Origin of the sequence: Pedobacter sp. GR22-10 (genome assembly GCF_026239715.1) — a bacterium.
GTDB lineage: Bacteria > Bacteroidota > Bacteroidia > Sphingobacteriales > Sphingobacteriaceae > Pedobacter.
The window spans coordinates 207052-226202 of the sequence record NZ_JAPIVR010000003.1; the positions used below are offsets into that span (position 1 = coordinate 207052).

The 19151-nt window shown below is 38.7% G+C and carries 17 protein-coding genes; 12 read left to right on the forward strand and 5 right to left on the reverse strand.

The genetic code is table 11. The features are described 5' to 3' along the window. Positions 1 to 6: 6 nt before the first annotated feature. The 8 genes from OQX64_RS13540 (at position 7) to OQX64_RS13575 (ending at position 8931) form a co-directional block, all read left to right on the forward strand. Positions 7 to 2520, forward strand: coding sequence for a M1 family metallopeptidase (locus OQX64_RS13540; protein WP_265819187.1), 2514 nt, complete (start codon positions 7 to 9; stop codon positions 2518 to 2520). A 369-nt stretch (positions 2521 to 2889) separates the two neighbouring features. Continuing rightward, positions 2890 to 4293, forward strand: a complete 1404-nt coding sequence (locus OQX64_RS13545; RefSeq protein ID WP_265819188.1) for a tetratricopeptide repeat protein — start codon at positions 2890 to 2892, stop codon at positions 4291 to 4293. A gap of 60 nt (positions 4294 to 4353) precedes the next feature. Further along, positions 4354 to 5121, forward strand: a complete 768-nt coding sequence (locus tag OQX64_RS13550) for a phosphosulfolactate synthase (protein WP_088299676.1) — start codon at positions 4354 to 4356, stop codon at positions 5119 to 5121. Between the two features lie 81 nt (positions 5122 to 5202). Beyond that, complete coding sequence (locus OQX64_RS13555; protein WP_265819189.1) at positions 5203 to 5946, forward strand: shikimate dehydrogenase family protein; 744 nt, start codon at positions 5203 to 5205, stop codon at positions 5944 to 5946. Positions 5947 to 5985: 39 nt separating this feature from the next. Then, positions 5986 to 6576, forward strand: coding sequence for a gliding motility lipoprotein GldD (locus tag OQX64_RS13560; protein ID WP_265819190.1), 591 nt, complete (start codon positions 5986 to 5988; stop codon positions 6574 to 6576). Positions 6577 to 6579: 3 nt separating this feature from the next. Beyond that, a complete protein-coding gene (locus tag OQX64_RS13565; RefSeq protein WP_265819191.1) occupies positions 6580 to 7218 on the forward strand; it encodes an MBL fold metallo-hydrolase in 639 nt (212 codons plus the stop codon). Positions 7219 to 7315: 97 nt separating this feature from the next. After that, positions 7316 to 8545 (forward strand): ABC transporter permease, encoded by a 1230-nt coding sequence (locus tag OQX64_RS13570; protein WP_265819192.1) that lies wholly within the window; start codon positions 7316 to 7318, stop codon positions 8543 to 8545. A gap of 2 nt (positions 8546 to 8547) precedes the next feature. Next, positions 8548 to 8931: a hypothetical protein gene (locus OQX64_RS13575; protein WP_088299680.1), complete on the forward strand. Its 384-nt coding sequence runs from the start codon at positions 8548 to 8550 to the stop codon at positions 8929 to 8931. A 126-nt stretch (positions 8932 to 9057) separates the two neighbouring features. Here the strand turns inward: OQX64_RS13575 and OQX64_RS13580 are convergent, their stop codons facing one another. From OQX64_RS13580 to OQX64_RS13590, 3 genes are all read right to left on the reverse strand, one after another. Continuing rightward, positions 9058 to 10737, reverse strand: coding sequence for a sodium/sugar symporter (locus OQX64_RS13580; RefSeq protein WP_088299681.1), 1680 nt, complete (start codon positions 10735 to 10737; stop codon positions 9058 to 9060). Between the two features lie 130 nt (positions 10738 to 10867). Continuing rightward, positions 10868 to 12199 (reverse strand): xylose isomerase, encoded by a 1332-nt coding sequence (gene xylA, locus OQX64_RS13585; protein WP_088299682.1) that lies wholly within the window; start codon positions 12197 to 12199, stop codon positions 10868 to 10870. A gap of 24 nt (positions 12200 to 12223) precedes the next feature. Next, the gene (locus tag OQX64_RS13590) at positions 12224 to 13699 is read right to left on the reverse strand and encodes a xylulokinase (protein ID WP_265819193.1); all 1476 of its coding nucleotides are present in this window, start codon (positions 13697 to 13699) and stop codon (positions 12224 to 12226) included. A gap of 229 nt (positions 13700 to 13928) precedes the next feature. Between OQX64_RS13590 and OQX64_RS13595 the strand changes: the two genes are divergently transcribed. The 4 genes from OQX64_RS13595 (at position 13929) to OQX64_RS13610 (ending at position 16894) form a co-directional block, all read left to right on the forward strand. Further along, positions 13929 to 14264, forward strand: coding sequence for a tRNA-binding protein (locus OQX64_RS13595; protein ID WP_088299947.1), 336 nt, complete (start codon positions 13929 to 13931; stop codon positions 14262 to 14264). Between the two features lie 847 nt (positions 14265 to 15111). Then, positions 15112 to 15579, forward strand: a complete 468-nt coding sequence (locus OQX64_RS13600) for a nucleoside deaminase (protein ID WP_265819194.1) — start codon at positions 15112 to 15114, stop codon at positions 15577 to 15579. Positions 15580 to 15723: 144 nt separating this feature from the next. After that, entirely contained in the window at positions 15724 to 16332 is a 609-nt protein-coding gene (locus OQX64_RS13605) for a superoxide dismutase (protein ID WP_265819195.1), read from the forward strand. Between the two features lie 100 nt (positions 16333 to 16432). Beyond that, positions 16433 to 16894 carry a hypothetical protein gene (locus OQX64_RS13610; protein WP_088299686.1) on the forward strand — a complete coding sequence of 154 codons (462 nt, stop codon included), beginning with the start codon at positions 16433 to 16435 and terminating at the stop codon, positions 16892 to 16894. 187 nt (positions 16895 to 17081) lie between these two features. Here OQX64_RS13610 and OQX64_RS13615 read toward each other — a convergent pair whose 3' ends face one another. Together OQX64_RS13615 and fcl are read right to left on the reverse strand one after the other, a co-directional pair. Next, the gene (locus OQX64_RS13615) at positions 17082 to 18014 is read right to left on the reverse strand and encodes a hydrogen peroxide-inducible genes activator (RefSeq protein WP_265819196.1); all 933 of its coding nucleotides are present in this window, start codon (positions 18012 to 18014) and stop codon (positions 17082 to 17084) included. A 183-nt stretch (positions 18015 to 18197) separates the two neighbouring features. After that, positions 18198 to 19124, reverse strand: coding sequence for a GDP-L-fucose synthase (fcl, locus tag OQX64_RS13620; protein ID WP_265819197.1), 927 nt, complete (start codon positions 19122 to 19124; stop codon positions 18198 to 18200). Positions 19125 to 19151: the final 27 nt, after the last annotated feature.

The following is a 19151-nucleotide window of genomic DNA, read 5'->3' on the forward strand; positions in this document are numbered from 1 at the left end:
TAAAAAATGAATAATAAGTTTCTCACCTGCAGTGCGCTGTTGCTGACTTTTTTTGTGGCAGGTAATCTTTCAGCTCAGGAAAAACCTACAGAAAAGCCCGAAAATTTATCTGTCTACCGTGTTACCCCCACTAAAATTAATGATTTGGTGCATACCAAACTGGATGTTTCCTTTGATTATGCCAAACGTTATCTGTACGGAAAAGAATGGGTAACCTTAAAACCTCATTTTTACCCGACAGACTCCCTTACCCTTGATGCCCAGGGAATGGATATTAAAACCGTTGCATTAGTAGGTATCAAAGGAAATACACCGTTGAAATATGTATATAACAACAATAAGTTATACATTAACCTTAATAAAAAATACACTAAACAAGAAAAATATACCATCTACATCGCATATACGGCGAAGCCGGATGAATTAAAAGTAAAAGGTAGTGCAGCCATAACGGATGCGAAAGGATTATACTTCATCAACCCGGACGGTACGGATAAAGATAAACCCACCCAAATCTGGACACAAGGTGAAACTGAATCTTCGTCAGCCTGGTTTCCGACGATAGATAAGCCAGACCAAAAAACTACCCAGGAAATTTCGATGACAGTTAAATCGAAATACACCACCTTATCCAACGGAAAACTGGTCAGCCAGAAACCCAATACAGATGGTACCAGAACCGATACCTGGAAGATGGACTTGCCGCATTCTCCTTACCTCTTTATGATGGCCATTGGCGATTTCAAAATCACTAAAGATACTTATAAAGGCAAAGAGGTTAACTATTATCTGGAACCAAAATACGCACCTTATGCCAAACAGATTTTTGGGAAAACCCCTGAGATGATGAAGTTTTACAGCGAAACTTTAGGGCTGGATTATCCCTGGAATAAATATGCACAGGTGGTGGCCAGAGATTATGTTTCGGGTGCTATGGAAAATACCACGGCAACTTTACACGGTGAGCAGATTCAGAAAACAGATCGCGAATTGTTAGATGGAAACGAAGAAGGCATCATTGCACACGAACTCTTCCACCAGTGGTTTGGCGATTATGTAACGGCAGAATCATGGTCAAACTTAACCATGAACGAATCTTTTGCCACTTTTGGTGAGATTATCTGGCAAGGACACGATGCGGGTAAAGATGCCGAAGATAAATTACGCTATGAAAAACTTCAATCTTATATCAGTTCCACCAAAAATGGAGAAAGTCCTGTTTTAGCACGTTTTCACTATGCAGATAAAGAAGACATGTTTGATAATGTGAGCTACGCAAAAGGATCTGTTATTTTATATGCACTGAAAAATCAAATGGGCGATGCGGCTTTTTATCAATCGCTCAATAAATACCTAACCACCAACGCATTTAAAAATGGGGAAACGCACCAATTGAGATTAGCCATGGAAGACGTGACCGGCAAAGACTGGAGTCCTTATTTTAACCAGTGGTATTACAATGGCGGCCACCCCATTTTAGCTATAGATTATGGCTATCAAAATGGAAAGGCCACTATTAAAGTGAAGCAAACACAAGATTCAAGTGTACAAACTTTTACCTTACCAGTTAAAGTAGATATCTATGCAGCCGGGAAAAAGATCAGAAAAGAAATTATTATCGACAAGCGTGAAGAGACTTTTTCTTTTGACGTAAGCAGCAAGCCAGATTTAATTGATTTTGATGCCGATAAAATTATCGTTGGCGAAATGAACGACAATAAAGTGGCTGAAGATTATTACTTTCAATATAAAAATGCACCAAGTTATGCCAACAGACTTGAAGCACTGCAATTCATTATGCAAAGCAAAGCCAAAAGTGGTCAGCAGGTTTTATTGGCAGCCCTAAAAGATTCGTCAGGAGATTTACGTGCCTTAAGCATCGCCGGTTTAAATCTTGAAGATGCCCAAATTAAAGCTGCGGCACTTCCGGTTTTATTACAGCTGGCAAAAACAGACCGGGATACTGAAGTGAGGGCTGCAGCAATTTCCAAATTGGGAGAAACCGGCGATCAGACTTATAAAAGTTTAATGTCCGAAAGCCTAAAGGACAGATCTTATCGCGTGATTGCTGCAGGAATAAGCGGTCTGGCAAAACTTGCCCCTAAGGAAAGTATAAGCACGCTATCAGCATTGGATCAGGATACAAAAGATCATATTGCGCCTTCGATTGCCGAACTTTACATTGGCGATCCGAAAGATGAACACCAGGAATTTTATACAAACATTATGGATAAGGGAGACCGGAATAAAGTTTTTGCGGTGATTGGTCAATATTTTCAATACCTGAGGGCCAATACCAATCCGGCTGTAACAGAAAAAGGCATTAAAAATATTAAAGATGCCATTGAAAGACTAAAATTACAGCCCTACCTGAATAAACAACTTTCATCAGCATATGAAGCTACGGCCCAGGGTAAATCCAAGCAAGCCGGCGCAGCAAGCGGAGAAGATAAAAAGAACCTGATGAAACAGGCTGAGATATTCAAAAAAGCAGCTGTTGATTTAGGAAAAGAATCATAAAAAATTAAGGTTGATGAGTCAGATCATCAACCTTTTTTCTTTGCTTAATGCCGGCCTTTGAAAGCAGTGGTTTTGTAGGGTGTAGTACCCACAACCAAAGATATTACCGCTTAATTTTCATGACTTCATCATTACCTTAGTCAGGCAAATTAGTGCTATTTTTGTACGAGAAGGGAAAAGGAGCCGCGATGTTGAAAAAATATTTTGATTATCCACACCTTATAATTGGAACAATAAGCTTTATTTTCAGTTGCTTACATCTTTTTCAACAACTGATGTTAATAATTATTTCTTAACCGAATAATTTAAATTGGTAAACTTATATTGTATCTTTCTGCCAATTGGCACGGTTCTTTAATTTAATTATATATGGAAGAAGAATTCTTTTTTGAATCCAATGAAGACGCACAACGTTCGGTAGAGCGCTATGAAGAGATGATCCGCAATCAGGATCAGTACTTTTTTGATGCAGGCGCCTTTGAGTATATTGTAGATTTTTACATCGAAAAAAATGATCCGGTTAAGGCTTTACAAGTGGTAGATTATGCCATCAATCAACATCCTTATGCCACCGTATTTTTAATTAAACAGGCACATCTTTATATTTTAACCAATAATAATGATCAGGCTTTTTTAGCCTTGCAAAAAGCCGAATTACTGGAACCATCAGAGCCTGATATTTATCTGCTCCGTGGTAATATCTTTCAGAATACCGAGCGTTTTAGTGAGGCTCTGGAAAATTACGAAAAGGCATTGGGCTTAGCCGAAAGTACGGATGAAATTTTATTGCAGATGGCTTATGTATACCAGAGCATGAGCGATTATGAAAGTGCCATCACCTACATTAAGCTGAGCCTGGAACAAAATATGGAAAACCAGGATGGCTTATATGAGCTGGCTTTCTGTTATGATGTTTTAGACAAACAGGAAGAAAGTATTAAATTCTATCAGCAGTACATTGATACCGATCCTTATTCATATGCAGCATGGTACAATCTGGGCAACAGTTTTCATAAATTAAATCTTTTTGAAAAAGCCATAGATGCTTATGATTATGCAATTTTAATCAAAGAAGATTTCAGCTCGGCCTATTTTAATAAGGGAAATGCCCTGGTACAGCTTGACAAGTACGATGAGGCCATAGATGTTTATAAGCAAACTTTCGAATATGAACAGCCCAATGCCGATACCTACTGCGCCATCGGGGAATGTTATGAAAAGTTGGAAAAGATGGACGAAGCCCGCTCCTATTACAAAAAGTCGGTGAAAATGGATCCGAAAATGGCTGATGCCTGGTTCGGAATTGGCGTAACCCTTAACCATGAAGAGCGCTATTTTGAATCATTGCATTTTTATAAAAAAGCAATCGACCTGGAAGCGGAAAATGCTGATTTCTGGTTTGCTATGGCTGATGCCTACTATAAATTAGGGCAGATTGAAGAATCTATTACGGCTTACGAAAAGGTTTTGGAATACAATCCGCTTGATATTGAAGCCTGGCTGGATTTCAGCACAGTATTGTATGAACAAGGGAAATTGCTTGATGCATCAGAAACAATGGCTGAAGCCATTAAGAATAATCCGGAAGCAGCAGAATTATACTACCGCATGGTGGCATACCTGTTTGCAATGGGAAATTATGCAGATGCGCTGGGTTATCTCGAAACCGCTTTAACCACTGATCCCGATAAGCATTACATCTTATTTGAATATTTACCGCAGCTGCAGGATAACAGTGCCATTATTAATGTTATTAACAGATATATCAGGTAAAAGCCTTTTGAGAAAAATTTAACAAATAAATCTCAAAATTTTTTTCACTTTTGTACGCATATGAATTACCCATTATTAAACGTTCCTGAACGTCCTGCTAAACCACGCCAGAAAGGCCTCACCATGGTTATGGATAAAGGATTAAGCCTTCGCCAGGTGGAAGATTTTATCGAAGTTGCCGGCGTACATACAGATATCGTAAAATTAGGTTGGGCTACATCTCACGTTACACCAAACCTTAAAGAAAAATTAGCTTTATATAAAAGTGCCGGCATTCCTACTTATTTTGGAGGAACATTGTTTGAGGCCTTTATCATCCGGAATCAGTTCACTGATTATCAACGCATTCTCGATCAATACGGAATGGAATACGCCGAAGTATCTGATGGTTCCATTGAAATTGAGCATGACCTGAAATGTGGCTACATTTCCGAACTGGCTAAACAGGTAACTGTAATTTCTGAGGTAGGCAGTAAGGATGCAGCTAAAATATTTGCGCCATACAAATGGATCAAATTAATGCAGGCAGAACTTGAAGCAGGCTCCTGGAAGGTAATTGCAGAAGCACGCGAAGGTGGAAATGTAGGAATTTACCGTGGCAGTGGCGAAGTACGTGAAGGCTTGGTAGATGAAATTCTGACACAGATTCCGGAAGAAACCATCATCTGGGAAGCACCGCAAAAAGAACAACAGGTTTGGTTTATCAAACTGATCGGCTCAAATGTTAACCTGGGCAATATTGCACCGGCAGAAGTGATCCCTTTAGAAACCATACGTTTAGGACTTAGAGGTGATACTTTTGATTACTTCCTGAACCAAACTAAATAACCTACAGTCCTGATAAGGATGCATAGTTAAATAAGCCTTGCAGGTTTCAAAACCTGTAAGGTTTGCTGTTTATATATCAATATGAAAACTTACGGCTTAATCGGATTTCCGCTATCTCATTCCTTCTCTAAAAAGTATTTCACAGAGAAATTTTTAAATGAAGGCATTGTTAATCATCGCTATGAGCTTTATCCTATTGAACAGATTCAATCACTGCCCGAATTATTAAGTGCAGATGCGACATTAGCCGGCTTAAATGTTACCATTCCACACAAGGTAAGCATTTTACCATTCCTGAATGAGATAGAAGAGGCCGCAGAAAAAATCGGGGCAGTAAACTGCATATCCATCAAACGGCTTGAAGGTGAAGTTTATTTAAAAGGCTTCAATACGGATGCCTTTGGCTTCGAAAAGTCTTTAGTTCCCTTACTTAAATCACACCATAAAAAAGCATTGGTGTTTGGTGATGGCGGAGCAGCTAAAGCGGTTAAATATGTATTGGAGAAACTGGGTATTGCCTATCTTACCGTGGTGCGTAAACCCATTGAAAATGGAATTTTATATGCTGAAGTTACACCGGAAATTTTCTCCAGCCATACTTTGCTGATTAATACCACCCCGCTGGGAATGTTGCCTCATGTGGATACCTATCCGGAAATAGATTATTCGCAGATCGGGCCGCAGCACCTGGCCTACGATTTAGTGTATAACCCTTTAGAAACTGCTTTTCTGGCAAAAGCAGCCGCCCGGGGCGCTGTAATTAAAAATGGGCTGGAAATGTTGCATCAACAGGCTGAGCAAGCCTGGGACATCTGGAATAAATAATTTTAATGGCTGTTAAGGCTTTATTAATGATTAGGAACAATGAAATTAAAATACCTTATCTTTTTTCAGTTTGTTCTGCTGTTGAGTTTTTCGGCTTGCCAAAACAATGATTACAGTCCGAAACCTAAAGCATATTACCGCATTTTATATCCAAAAAAAACTTACCAGCCACTATTAGCACCGGTTCCTTTCCGTTTTGATTATCCGGAATATGCTACGCTGGAAAAAGATGTTAGCCGTGATGCGCAAAAGTATTGGTACAATTTACATTTTAAGCAGTTTAACGGTTTTCTGCATTTAACATATTATGATATTTCAGGCAAAAAGGAATATGACAATATGGTTGAAGATGCCAGGAAATTAGCTTTCAAACATACCATAAAAGCCAGCGCCATCGATCAAAACCTTATTCACTACCCAGATAGAAAGGTTTATGGAATTTATTATGCCATTGAAGGAAATACGGCTTCTTCGGTACAGTTTTTTCTAACAGACAGCACAAAACATTATTTTAGGGGTGCCTTATATTTCAATGAGCGCCCGCAATATGATTCCATAGCACCAGTAATTAATTTTATTAAAAAAGATATCGACACCCTGATCTCTACCTTCAGGTGGAAAAACCAATAATATATGATTACAGTAAAAACCCTGACCTTTAACGCCTACAGTGAAAATACATATGTTTTATTTGATGAAACGAAGGAATGTATAATTATAGACCCGGGCATGTATGAAGGCCATGAGCAAAATGAACTGACTATTTTCATTAAAGAAAATAACCTTAAGCCCGTTTTGTTGCTGAATACGCATTGTCATCTTGATCATGTTTTTGGCAATAAGTTTATCTTCGATACTTATGGGTTAAAACCACAGTTTCATAAGGGCGAACTGGAAGTATTAAATGCTGTTCCGGGTTATGCACCAGCAATGGGTTTTACTAAATACCAGATTTCTCCACTTCCAGATAAGTTTTTAACAGAAACAGATACCATCACTTTTGGAAACAGTTCGCTTACCATCATTTTTGCTCCGGGTCACTCTCCGGCTCATTTATGTTTCTACAGCGCGGCAGATCATACCTTAATGGGTGGTGATGTATTATTTCAGGGGAGTATTGGCCGTACTGATCTTCCGGGCGGAAATCATCAGCAATTAATTCAAAACATTTCACAGAAACTTTTCGTTTTACCTGATGAAACAATGGTATATCCAGGCCATGGTCCGGCAACAACTATTGGTTATGAAAAACAAAACAATCCTTTTTTTTAAAATAATACAGGATGATTAACGAGCCATACATTGTGCGGGGTTCACAAGCCTGGCCTTTTATCTTTAAACCCTCAACCTTTTAATTATCTTTACTGCTGTGAATACGCCACTATATATTGCAAAACGTTATTTGTTTGCAAAAAAGTCTACCAATGCCATTAACCTGATATCCGGCATATCAATGGTTGGGGTAATGGTTGGAAGCGCGGCACTCATTATTATCCTTTCCGTATTCAATGGACTGGAAACAGTGGTTCTTGGTTTATTTGATACCATGACACCAGAGCTCGTCATTGTACCGGCAAAGGGTAAAACATTTGACCCAAATACACCATACTTTTCATCACTCAGAAAAAATGCTTCGGTATTTTCTTATACAGAAGTACTGCAGGAAAACGCCTTGTTAAAATACAATCAAAAACAAGCCGTAGGCATGGTTAAGGGGGTAAGCCTGGCCTATTTAAAAAACAGTAAGCTGGATAGTTCTATTAAAGAAGGCCATTTCATCTTACAGAACAAAAATGGTTATAGTGCTGTAATAGGTTCTACATTACAAAGCCAGCTCGCCGTGAATACCCTTGATCCATTTACAGAAATGGAACTTTTCTCACCTAAGAAAACCATTGCAGTGAACTCATTAAACCCGACAGATGATTTTGTCAATAAGCGCATCAGGGTAAGTGGTGTTTTTGAGGTACAACAGGAATTCGATAATGGCATTATTGTACCGTTGGCCTTTGCCAGAGAATTGCTGGGGGAAGAAAAAAATGTATCCACTATAGAAATAAACCTGCAGGCCGGAACTGATGTGGACCATTTTCAGGAAGAAGTGGCTTCCAGGCTTGGAGAGGCTTTTGAGGTGCGTAACCGGGCAGAACAAAACCGGTCGCTCTACCACATCTTAAACACTGAAAAATGGGCGGTTTATATTATCCTGACATTTATTCTGATTATTGCTATTTTCAATATCATTGGTTCATTAACGATGCTGGTGATCGATAAAGTAAAAGACATTGCCATTTTAAGCAGCCTTGGAGCGAGTAAAAAGCTCATTAAAAGGATTTTCTTATTTGAAGGCATGATGATTACCATGTCTGGCTGTATATTAGGATTGATTATCGGGCTGATTTTCTACTTTATTCAGCATAAATATGGCATTATCAAAATGGGAGAAGCAAATTTGCTAATGGAATCTTATCCAATCGGACTTAAGTGGAAAGACTATGTCTTAGTATTCGTTACGGTTGGATTTTTTTCATTTTTGGCATCAGCTTTGTCATCAAATTTAAGTGTCAAAAAGATAGACCAAATTAATCAAACGATATAAGGATGAAGTTATTTAAACAAGCATTTGTAGGTGTTATGCTCCTTGGAGTAGCTGTTACAGCTTGTAATAGAAAGGATAAAGCCGAGCGGGAAGAAAGTAACGTTAAGGTGGTAAAAGGATTATATAGCTTTGGTCCGGAGATGAAATCATTCACCATGTGTGACGATGGCCGGGAATATTGGGTGGCAGATAGTGTTAAAAATCTGGAGCTTTCCTACAGCAATCTGAATTTCGAAAAGCCCTATGAACCCGTTTATGTTGAACTGGAAGGTTATTTTTCCAAATCAGATACAACAGCCGTTTCGGCAGATTTTGATTCCACTTTGGTGGTTACAAAAGTTCTGAAAATCAGCAAGGAAATTCCTGATGGACCTTGTGCACAATAACCATTCACGTATCTGAATAATAATATATTGGCATTAATTATGCCGCAAAACAAGTTAACCGCAATATAATTAAACAGAAAGAGCTCCTAAATGGAGCTCTTTCTGTTTAATAGCATTTAGTCTGCACTACCAGTAAATTCCGTAAAGCGCAACCAACAAACCAACAATGATTAAAGCACCAACCGCAAAGCTTGTTGTTGTTTTAAACATGTTCGAATCAATTTCAAGTCCTTTTGGATTGGCGATACCTTTTCTGTTTTCAGTTAAGCTGATTAATACCATTCCGAGAATACAGAATACAAATACGATGCCCATTCTATCAAGGAAGGGAATTTCATAGATTCCGGCGGCCGTTTTAACAGAAAAACCTATTCCTGATAAGAAAGAAAGATCCATCATTCCAGGTAAGAATTTCAATAGTAAGGATAAGCCGAAACCACCAATTGTTGCAAATAGCGCCGCATTTGAAGTAGATCTTTTCCAGAAGAAACCCAAAATAAACATGGCAAAGATACCCGGAGATACAAAACCTGTATATTCCTGAATGTATTGGAAACCACCTTTTTTGTCAATCCCTAAGTGAGGTGCAATTAAAACACCCAGTACCATAGCAACTACAACAGCAATTTTACCCGTAAACACGAGATCTTTCTCTGAAGCATTGGTTTTCAAAACCTTTTTATAAATATCAAGTGTAAAGATGGTTGCAATACTGTTGGCCTTACCCGCTAAAGAAGCCACTACTGCCGCAGTTAAAGCTGCAAATGATAAGCCTTTTAATCCGGCAGGTAATAAGTTTAACAATACCGGATAAGCACGGTCAGGGTTTACAGAACCATCCTGCAACATTTCTGCCTGGAAAACACCGTCCTTGTACAGCACGTAGGCTGCGATACCCGGAAGCACAACAATGATAGGCATTAATAATTTTAAGAAAGCGGCAAATAATAAACCGCCACGGGCCGTTTTTAGATCGGCGCCCAACGCACGTTGTGTGATGTATTGATTACAACCCCAATAATTTAAATTCACAATCCACATCCCGCCGATTAAAACGCTTAAACCTGGCAAATCGATATAGTTTTCATTATCCGGTTTTAAAATCATGTGAAAATGCTCTGATGCTTTTGAAGTCATCAGGCTGTAGCCTTCTAAAACACCTGATGTACCATAATGGGTAGACACTAAATTCAGTGCCAGGTAAGTTGTTGCCAACCCTCCAAGAATTAAGAAAAACACCTGGATTACATCGGTATAGCCAATTACTTTCATACCACCAAGGGTAATCAAAATGGCAAATGCAGCAATGGCATACATACAGAAAGTTAAATCAAAGCCTGATATACTGCTTACTGCCAGTGCACCTAAATATAAGATGGAAGTTAAATTAACTACTACATATAAAAGTAACCAAAACACGGCCATAATCATAGCAACAGTACCATTATAGCGCTGATGCAGGAATTGAGGCATCGTTGCAATTTTATTCTTGAGGTAAACAGGAATAAAGAAAACAGCAACAATAACCAATGTTAAAGCACCCATCCATTCGTATGTAGCAATGGCCAATCCCATCTTAAAGCCGGAACCACTCATTCCTATAAACTGCTCAGCAGAGATATTGGAGGCAATGAGTGATGCACCGATTGCCCACCAGGTAAGCGAACCTTCTGCTAAAAAGTAATCTTTGGAACCTGTGGATGCAGATTTTTTCTTATTGTAGATGTAGAGGCCATAGGCAGCTACAATAACGAAGTATACTGCAAATACAATGTAATCCTTCGTGTCCAGTAAGTTTTGTTTCATTGAATGATATAAAGGTTATTTGGTTTAGAAATCTAAATGTAGTAAAATCATAAATTAATATTCACATTTTTTTAAATAAAAACGTTAAAAAGACGCTTATTAATTTATGATCTTACTGAAACATTAAATTTTAGATGTATCTGTTAATTAAATTTTCCAGATATTCTTGTCTGCCACTTCTCACTTCGGGCTCTCCGTTTTCGGCAGCATAGTTTCTTAAATCTTCTAAAGTTAGTTTTCCCTGTTCAAATTCGGCTCCCTTTCCGCTATCAAAAGAGGCATAACGATCAGTTCTTATTTTTTTGTAATCAGATTTTTGCAGAATGGCGTCAGCAGTAACCAAAGCACGTGCAAAAATGTCCATACCGCCTACATGGGCATAAAATAAATCTTTGGGATCTGTAGAGTTACGGCGAATTTTAGCATCAAAATTCACACCACCACCCTGCAGGCCACCGCCTTCCAGGATAATCAGCATGGCTTCTGTTAACTCGTTAATATCATTTGGAAATTGATCCGTATCCCAGCCATTCTGGTAATCGCCGCGGTTTGCATCAATTGAACCCAATAAACCACTATCAACCGCAACCTGTAATTCATGCTGAAAAGTATGGCCGGCCAGGGTAGCGTGGTTAACCTCTAGATTTAATTTAAAATCATTTAATAAATCATACTGCTGTAAAAATCCTTTAACCGTAGCAGCATCATAATCGTATTGGTGCTTTGAAGGTTCACAAGGCTTAGGCTCAATAAAGAAGGTACCTTTGAATCCTTGTTTACGGGCATAATCTTTGGCTGTATGTAAAAATTTGGCCAAATGCTCTTGCTCACGTTTCATATTCGTGTTCAGCAAACTCATGTAGCCCTCTCTACCACCCCAGAACACATAATTTTCACCACCTAAAGCAATTGTAGCATCTAATGCGGCCTTCACCTGTGCAGCACCATGTGCCAAAACCTTGAAATCGGGGTTAGTAGAAGCGCCATTCATATAACGTTCATGGCTGAATAAATTTGCCGTTCCCCAAAGTAATTTCACACCACTCTCGGCCTGCTTTTGTTTAGCATATTCAACCAGCGTTTGTAACCTGTTTTCGTTTTCAGCAACATTATTACCATAATCAACCACATCCACATCATGGAAACAATAGTAAGGCAACTGCATTTTAGTAATAAATTCAAATGCAGCATCCATTTTGTCTTTAGCCCTTTCAACAGCATCTTTCTTTTCATCCCAAGGGAAAACATGGGTGGCACCACCAAAAGGATCTGCCCCATTTCCGTTAAATGAATGCCAATAGGCACAAGCAAATTTAAAATGCTCATTCATGGTTTTTCCGGCCACTACTTTATCAGCATCATACCACCTGAAGGCAAGCGGATTATCACTTTCCAGACCTTCGAATTTAACCTGATCTATACCTTTAAAAAATTCTTTTTCTCCTGTTACTACGTTTTTCATTGTACTCTTAATTTGCGGTTCTATTTATAATAATTTGATTAAAATTTCTTTCCATTCCTGATATACCGTTTCGTATTGTTCCGTATTTTTGGGGGTTAGGGTTTTAATGACCTGGTGTTGCGTAAAAGCATCTTCAGCACTATTAAAAATTCCGGCACCTATTCCTGCGCCTAATGCCGCACCAACACTTCCGTCATTTTCATATAATTCAACCGGGATACCGGTCACATCAACAAATGTCTGGGCAAATACCTCACTTAAAAATAAGTTGGCCCGGCCTGCCCGAATTACTTTTGGTTGCATCCCGTTTTCACGCAGGATATCTAAACCGTACCTGAAAGAAAAGGCAATGCCTTCCTGCACCGCGCGGAATATATCGGCCTGCTGATGAATGTTAAGATCAATACCCAACAATTGTCCGCCTGTATATTTATTGTTCAGCATGCGTTCTGCCCCGTTTCCAAAAGGAATCACTTTTAAACCCTTACTGCCAATAGGCGAAGTTGCGGCCAGTGCATTCAATTCCGGATAGCTGGCATTTGGCGCAAAATTGTGTTTTGCCCACCGGTACATGCTGCCGGTTCCATTGATGCACAGCAACACGCCTGTATGTTTCTTTTCTTTGGTATAGGTGACATGGGCGAAGGTATTTACCCTTGATTCCTGATCGTAAGTTAACTGATCACTTACCCCATAAATAACGCCTGAGGTGCCTGCCGTTGCAGCAACTTCACCTGGCTTAAAAACATTCAGTGATAAGGCATTATTAGGCTGATCACCTGATTTATATGATACCGGAATGCCGGCTGTAAGCCCAAGCAAAGCCGCGGTTTCATCAAGTAGTCTTCCGTGAGATGAAAATAATGGCTTCACTTCCGGAATAAGACTTTCTTCAAATCCGTAATATTTCATTAAATCGCTGGAAATCTTATCGTTCTGAAAATCCCAGAAAATCCCTTCTGATAAAGCCGGAATACTGGTAGTGATGCTTCCTGTTAATTTCATGGCAATAAAGTCGCCCGGCAACATGATCTTATCAATCTGCCCGAAAACCTCAGGCTCGTTTTCTTTCACCCAAGCCAGTTTAGAGGCCGTGAAATTGCCCGGAGAATTTAATAAATGTGATAAAGATTTTTCCCGACCAATGGCCTCGAAAGCACCGGCACCGATTTCAACAGCCCTGCTATCGCACCAGATAATACTGTCACGCAATACCTGTTGGGCTTTGTCTACCACGACTAAACCATGCATCTGGTACGCAATGCCGATCGCCCTAATTTCTTTAGGATCAAAATCAGCTTTAGCATTCACTTTTAATATGGCTTGTTGTACATTTTCCCACCATTCTGCCGGCGATTGTTCTGCCCAACCGTTTCTAACAGATTTTATCGCTGTTTCCTCGTCAGGATATTGAGCTGTTGCCATACATTTTTGTGTGGCTGTCTCTACAACTGCAACTTTTATAGATGATGTACCAACATCAATACCTAATAAATACATTCGTTTATAATTGGATTTTTTTAATATTTGGTTATGCAAACGGTTGCATAAAGTTAATTGTAAAATTCTGAATCGCAAATTTTTTATCTTTTATAATGCTTTTTTTACCTGAAGCGACTGTTAGAGTTCACCTATTAAACCTTGATTTTAAATTTAAAAGATGAATAACACACCAAAGAAGCCAGTATTGCTGATAATTTATTACTTTAGTTACCATAAAATAAAAATGATGCAACAAATATCCTGGGATGATTTTGAAAAGGTAGAACTCAGAGTCGGAACGATTATAGAAGCTTTAGAATTTCCGGAAGCCAGACGTCCCGCATATAAATTACGTGTAGACTTTGGCGAGTTTGGTATAAAAACCAGTAGCGCCCAAATTACCAAACACTATACCTTAACAGAATTAATGGGCAGGCAAATTATAGGTGTGGTTAATTTCCCAAAGAAACAAATCGGAAAATTTATGTCTGAATTCCTGGTTACAGGATTTGCAGATGAAAATGGCGATATTGTATTATCGGCTGTGGAACGTAAAGTTCCCAATGGAAGCAAATTGGTATAAGTTGGCAAGGCAGATTTTATACTTTTCTTAAGCGGGAACCATTTTACAATTTATATTTCCCGCAGATCAAAGTGATGCATGCAGATTGCTAATGCCTTGAAACAAAATCCTACTTTTATCCGCGAGATCACCGCTAATCAGCGGGAACCTTTTACAATTTATATTTCCCGCAGATCAAAGTGATGCACGCAGATTGCTAATGGCCTGAAACAAAACCCTACTTTAATCCGCGAGATCACCGCAAATCAGCCGGAACCTTTTTACAATTTATATTTCCCGCAGATCAAAGTGATGCACGCAGATTCTTAATTACCTGAAACAAAACCCTACTTTAATCCGCGAGATCTCCGCTAATCAGCGGGAACCATTTTACAATCTATATTTCCCGCAGATCAATGAGATGCACGCAGATTCTTAATTACCTGAAACAAAACCCTACTTTTATCCACGAGATCTCCGCTAATCAGCGGGAACCTTTTTACAATCTATATTTCCCGCAGATCAAAGTGATGCACGCAGATTGCTAATGGCCTGAAACAAAACCCTACCTTAATCCGCGAGAGCACCACAAATCAGCTGGAACCTTTTTACAATTTATATTTCCCGCAGATCAAAGTGATGCACGCAGATTGCTAATGGACTGAAACAAAACCTTACTTTTATCCGCGAGATCTCCGCTAATCAGCCGGAACCTTTTTACAATTTATATTTCCCGCAGATCAAAGCGATGTACGCAGATTGCTAATGGCCTGAAACAAAACCCTACTTTAATCCGCGAGATCACCGCTAATCAGTGGGAACCTTTTTACATATTAAATCAGCCTTAAAGATTCTCTATATTTGTTTCATGAGTTTTTACAATTTTGATGACACTGATTCAGGTGAAGAAGATATCCATTACATGAAGCTGGCTTTAGAAGAGGCTAAAAAGGCATTGGCCGAAGAGGAAATTCCCATTGGTGCTATTGTGGTGAGTAAAAACCGGATTATTGGACGGGGTTATAATTTAACAGAACGCTTTAACGATGTAACTGCACATGCCGAAATGCAGGCTTTCACTTCTGCAGCGCAAACCATTGGCGGTAAATATCTAAAAGATTGCACGTTATATGTAACGATTGAACCCTGTGTGATGTGTGCCGGGGCCAGTTACTGGACACAAATCAGCAGGATTGTGTATGGTGCACGGGAAGAAAAACGAGGTTTTATTTCTAAGGGGTCAAACCTCCTTCATCCAAAAACAATTTTGAAAGGAGGCGTATTGGCAGATGAATGTTCCTTATTAATGAAAAATTTCTTTGCCAGAAAACGTTAATTTTCAAATCTATTTTACGCATATTTTATTCTGATCAGGCTTTTACGAAAGTGAATACCATTTGATGATAATAACATGAACAAATCTTAACCTACGAATGTTATATTTGCTCAACAAACATTTTTAAATTTAAAACATAAAACTATGGCTTTTGAATTACCAGCGTTACATTACGCTACAGACGCATTAGAACCGCATATTGATAAAACTACCATGGAAATCCACCATGATAAACATCATCAGGCTTACGTAACGAACTTAAACAAAGCTGTTGAAGGCAAACCTGAAGCAAATTTAAGTATCGAAGAAATTGTTAAAAACATTTCAAAATATCCTGCTGCTGTTAGAAACAATGGCGGTGGTCATTATAATCACTCTTTGTTCTGGAACGTTTTAGGTCCGAACAAAGGTGGCGAGCCCACTGGCGATTTAGCTAAAGCGATTAATGAAACTTTTGGTTCATTTGCTGAATTAAAAACTAAATTACAGGAAGCTGGTGCAACCCGTTTTGGATCAGGCTGGGCCTGGTTATCTGTTGGTGCGGATAAAAAACTTCAGGTTTCATCTACACCAAACCAGGATAATCCTTTAATGGATGTTGCTGAAGTAAAAGGCACACCTATTTTCGGTATCGATGTTTGGGAACATGCCTACTACTTAAAATATCAGAATAAACGCCCGGATTACTTAGCTGCCATCTGGAACGTAGTAAACTGGGATGCTGTTGCAGAACTTTACAAAAAAGCATTGTAAGAAAATCCATTTAAATCAGTGAGAAAGTCCCGGCATTAAAAATCGGGACTTTCTTGTTTTAAGATAATTACCTAACTTTACAGCTATTAAAACATTCAAAATGAAGCGGGTTATATTTTTACTCTTTATATTAGTTGGGATCAGTGGCTTGGTAAATGCACAACAAAATAAGGTTCCTACACCAGACGAGATTGCTAAAAAAAATGTAGATGATTTAGATAAAAGATTAAAACTAAACGATACGCAAAAAAGCGTTATTTATCGTTTTACCTTTAATCAGGCCAAGGAACAGGCAGATCTTATTAAAAGACAACAAGCTGGTAACTCACGTGAAGATGATGTAGACAAATTTTATAAACTGCAAAACGAAACCTCCAAAAATATCCGTAACGTATTAAAAGGTGAGCAACAAGCCGAATATGATAAGGTAATTGAAGAACGTTTGAGCGGTAAATCAGCTAAAGGAAAAAATAAGAAAAAGAAAAAAAGCGATGAAGAAGAAGTTCAGGGTGATATCAAAGGTCTTCTTTCTGCACCTCCATTAGAACAACAAAAGCAATAATCGTAATCAGAAGGTTCCTCAAGAAATAATACTTTTATTCGTCATTGCGAGATGGCTTTTTCAGCAACGAAGTAATCTTTCCTATCAGGGAATCCTGCAAAATAGATTCTTAATCAAAGCGTTGACTGCGATAAAGAATCTTCCTATATGATCAATACCATTCCAAAGTTTTTAACAGTGCTGGATATTAAATCCCAACAATATCCTTTTTTTTCTTTTGCTTCATGGTTTTAGGAATGATGGCTAAAATTTCCTCTTTTAAAGCATTCAGCATCCGCTTTTTGATAAAGTTTTTATGTGTAACCAAGCTGATCTCTCTCACTGGTTCAGGCGATTTGAAATGACGTATTTTTGCGGTTTGTTTCACACTTAACTCGGCAATAGCCAACTCAGGCAGCAAGGTTGCACCACCGTTTAAATCAACCATTCTGATTAATGTTTCTACGCTTCCTGTATTGTATTCCAAGCCCTGCATCCTGTTGTTTTTGGTAGACCGGCAAATATTTAAAACCTGGTTGCGCATACAATGGCCTTCGTTCAACAGCCAGATGTTTTCCTCGTTCAGGTCATCGGCATCAACTGCTTTCTTTCTAAACAGCTTGCTATTTTTGCTGATATAACTTACAAAATTCTCATAGTACATTGGTGTTTCAGAAATATGAGGATCTGTTAATGGCGTAGCCAAAATGCCGCAATCCAAAACACCTGTTTTAAGGTGGTGAACAATATCTTCGGTGGTATATTCCCAAATCAATAATTTAAGATCAGGATATTTTTCCAGCATGGCTGAAATCACCTCAGGTAATAGATAAGGAGCAATAGTAGGGATTACACCTATTTTAAGTTCTCCTAAAACATCTTGCTGCTGACTGCTGATCAGTTCTTTCACCTTTCCGCTTTCCTGTAGAATTATCCTGGCTTGCGCGATTATCTGCGCACCAATTTCTGTTGGGAAAACGGGTTGTTTACTGCGGTCAAATATTTTAACACTTAACATTTCTTCCAGCTTTTGAACTTGCATACTTAGCGTGGGCTGCGTCACAAAACACTTTTCGGCAGCAGTTACAAAACTTCTGTAAGTATCAACAGCAACTATATATTCAAGCTGAACTAATGTCATATCATAGAAATTGATTTATTTGTTCAAAGATATAAATTTTAACTATAGCGGGAAATGATTGATGGAATGAGTAAATGATAGCATGAAGAAATATTTAACTGATTGGTTTATGACAAATAGCTATACTCCATACCTTAACATGCTCTCATTCAAAATTCTTCATTTCAATTATTTTCTAATTTTTTAATCCCGGCTTTTAAAATCTTCGTATGCCAATGCAATTCCTTCCCTCAATTCAACCTGATGTTTCCAGCCTAAATCATGCAGTTTGGTCACATCCATCAGCTTTCTGGGTGTTCCATCAGGCTTGGTTGTATCAAAAACCAGTTCGCCTTCATAGTCTAAAACATCTTTGATCAGCAACGCCAAATCTTTGATCGTTAAATCATGACCTGTACCAATATTGATTAGATGAGGTTCATTGTATGTTTGCATCAGAAAGTAACAGGCATCAGCCAGGTCATCAGCAAACAAAAACTCCCGCATTGGCGACCCTGATCCCCAAACCACTACTTCTTTTGCATCATTTACTTTCGCTTCATGAATTTTCCGGATCAGCGCAGGTAAAACGTGTGAATTTTGCGGATGATAATTATCATGATAACCGTATAAATTAGTTGGCATAACGGAGATAAAATTAGCGCCATACTGATCACGGTATGCATCGCACATTTTGATACCGGCAATTTTTGCAATGGCATAAGGCTCGTTGGTTTCCTCTAAAGTTCCGGTGAGCAGATAATCTTCTTTTAAAGGCTGTGGTGCCAATTTGGGATAAATACAACTCGAGCCTAAAAACATTAGCTTTTTAACCTGATTAAGGTAAGCATGGTGGATAACATTATTTTGGATAGCTAAATTGTCATAAAGAAAATCTGCCCTGTAAGTATTATTCGCTACAATACCACCAACTTTCGCAGCAGCCAGAAAAACGTAATCAGGTTTTTCAACAGCAAAAAAATCAGCCACCGCCTGTTGGTTCCGAAGATCCAGCTCAGCAGACGTTCTGATAATGATGTTGCTATATCCCTCTTTAACCAGTTTCCGGTAAATGGCAGATCCCACCATTCCACGATGCCCGGCTACATATATTTTTGCGTTCTTTTCCACAGTTATTTTTATAGGCCACAAAAATAC

Excerpts from the sequence above, each read along its gene's own strand:
- OQX64_RS13540 (WP_265819187.1), top strand. The coding sequence starts at position 7 with ATGAATAATAAGTTTCTCACCTGCAGTGCGCTGTTGCTGACTTTTTTT.
- OQX64_RS13545 (WP_265819188.1), top strand. The coding sequence starts at position 2,890 with ATGGAAGAAGAATTCTTTTTTGAATCCAATGAAGACGCACAACGTTCG.
- OQX64_RS13550 (WP_088299676.1), top strand. The coding sequence starts at position 4,354 with ATGAATTACCCATTATTAAACGTTCCTGAACGTCCTGCTAAACCACGC.
- OQX64_RS13555 (WP_265819189.1), top strand. The coding sequence starts at position 5,203 with ATGAAAACTTACGGCTTAATCGGATTTCCGCTATCTCATTCCTTCTCT.
- OQX64_RS13560 (WP_265819190.1), top strand. The coding sequence starts at position 5,986 with ATGAAATTAAAATACCTTATCTTTTTTCAGTTTGTTCTGCTGTTGAGT.
- OQX64_RS13565 (WP_265819191.1), top strand. The coding sequence starts at position 6,580 with ATGATTACAGTAAAAACCCTGACCTTTAACGCCTACAGTGAAAATACA.
- OQX64_RS13575 (WP_088299680.1), top strand. The coding sequence starts at position 8,548 with ATGAAGTTATTTAAACAAGCATTTGTAGGTGTTATGCTCCTTGGAGTA.
- OQX64_RS13580 (WP_088299681.1), bottom strand. The coding sequence starts at position 10,737 with ATGAAACAAAACTTACTGGACACGAAGGATTACATTGTATTTGCAGTA.
- xylA (WP_088299682.1), bottom strand. The coding sequence starts at position 12,199 with ATGAAAAACGTAGTAACAGGAGAAAAAGAATTTTTTAAAGGTATAGAT.
- OQX64_RS13590 (WP_265819193.1), bottom strand. The coding sequence starts at position 13,699 with ATGTATTTATTAGGTATTGATGTTGGTACATCATCTATAAAAGTTGCA.
- OQX64_RS13595 (WP_088299947.1), top strand. The coding sequence starts at position 13,929 with ATGCAACAAATATCCTGGGATGATTTTGAAAAGGTAGAACTCAGAGTC.
- OQX64_RS13600 (WP_265819194.1), top strand. The coding sequence starts at position 15,112 with ATGAGTTTTTACAATTTTGATGACACTGATTCAGGTGAAGAAGATATC.
- OQX64_RS13605 (WP_265819195.1), top strand. The coding sequence starts at position 15,724 with ATGGCTTTTGAATTACCAGCGTTACATTACGCTACAGACGCATTAGAA.
- OQX64_RS13610 (WP_088299686.1), top strand. The coding sequence starts at position 16,433 with ATGAAGCGGGTTATATTTTTACTCTTTATATTAGTTGGGATCAGTGGC.
- OQX64_RS13615 (WP_265819196.1), bottom strand. The coding sequence starts at position 18,014 with ATGACATTAGTTCAGCTTGAATATATAGTTGCTGTTGATACTTACAGA.